Source organism: Pseudomonas zhanjiangensis (assembly GCF_041027545.1).
GTDB classification, from domain to species: domain Bacteria; phylum Pseudomonadota; class Gammaproteobacteria; order Pseudomonadales; family Pseudomonadaceae; genus Aquipseudomonas; species Aquipseudomonas zhanjiangensis.
The window spans coordinates 1-1,195 of record NZ_JBFTEG010000050.1 but is presented as its reverse complement, the minus strand read 5'-3'; the positions used below and the strand labels follow the sequence as shown (position 1 = coordinate 1,195).

Here is a 1,195-nt window from a genome sequence, read left to right as displayed (position 1 = left end):
TAAGGATGGCCTGAAAAAGACTTCCCGAATCTGCTGAAATACGCCGATTCCACCATTCGAGCTCTTCCATGAAGCAGATGACCTTTGCCGATGCTGAGTACGCCGGCAAGCGCAAGCAGACCCGCAAGGAACTGTTCCTGATCGAGATGGATCAGGTGGTGCCGTGGAAGGGTCTGATTGCCCTGATCGAACCGCATTACCCGAAGGGCGAAGGTGGTCGGCCCGCCTATCCGCTGCTGGCCATGCTGCGTATTCACCTGATGCAGAACTGGTTCGGCTACAGCGATCCGGCCATGGAAGAGGCGCTGTATGAGACCACCATCTTGCGCCAGTTTGCCGGGCTGAGTCTGGATCGTATTCCTGACGAAACCACCATCCTCAACTTCCGGCGCCTGTTGGAAAAACACGAGTTGGCGGCCGGGATTCTGGCGGTGATCAATGGTTATCTCGGTGACCGGGGGCTGTCGCTGCGCCAGGGCACCATCGTCGATGCCACGCTGATCCATGCGCCCAGTTCGACCAAGAACCAGGACGGCAAGCGCGACCCGGAGATGCACCAGACCAAGAAGGGCAACCAGTACTACTTCGGCATGAAGGCCCACATCGGCGTGGATGACGAGTCGGGGCTGGTACACAGCATGGTCGGCACCGCGGCAAACGTGGCGGATGTCACCCAAGTCGACCAGTTGCTGCATGGCGAGGAGAACGTGGTCTGCGCCGATGCTGGCTACACCGGTGTCGAAAAGCGCTCCGAACATGTTGGCCGCAAAGTGATCTGGCAGATCGCGGTGCGCCGCAGTACCTACAAGAAGCTGGGTAAGACCAGCGCACTGTACAAAGCCAAGCGCAAGATCGAAAAGGCCAAGGCCCAGGTGCGGGCCAAGGTCGAGCATCCGTTTAGGGTGATCAAGCGCCAGTTCGGTTACGTGAAGGTACGCTTCCGCGGCCTGGCCAAGAACACCGCGCAGCTGATGACGCTGTTCGCGCTGTCGAACTTGTGGATGGCGCGTCGACATTTGCTGGCGACTGCAGGAGAGGTGCGTCTGTAATGCGGGAAAAGGTCGCCGCGAGGTACTCGCGACGGTCAAAAACGAAAAAGTGGGTAGGCCATCTGGTCGATTTTGATCGACGGCCCGCTTTCAAAAACGGCGAAGGCTGAAGTCGGTGGGAAATACCGGGCTAATTCAGACCTTCC

1 protein-coding gene is annotated in these 1,195 nt (G+C 58.7%); it reads left to right on the top strand.

Annotation, left to right across the window (positions count from 1 at the left end; all coding sequences use genetic code 11):
- The first annotated feature begins 68 nt into the window (after positions 1-68).
- Positions 69-1,049, top strand: a complete 981-nt coding sequence (locus tag AB5S05_RS22020; protein WP_369289634.1) for an IS5 family transposase — start codon at positions 69-71, stop codon at positions 1,047-1,049.
- Positions 1,050-1,195 lie beyond the last annotated feature (146 nt).

Bases quoted from the DNA above. Each gene is read 5' to 3' on its own strand.
- AB5S05_RS22020 (WP_369289634.1), top strand. From the start codon at position 69: ATGAAGCAGATGACCTTTGCCGATGCTGAGTACGCCGGCAAGCGCAAG.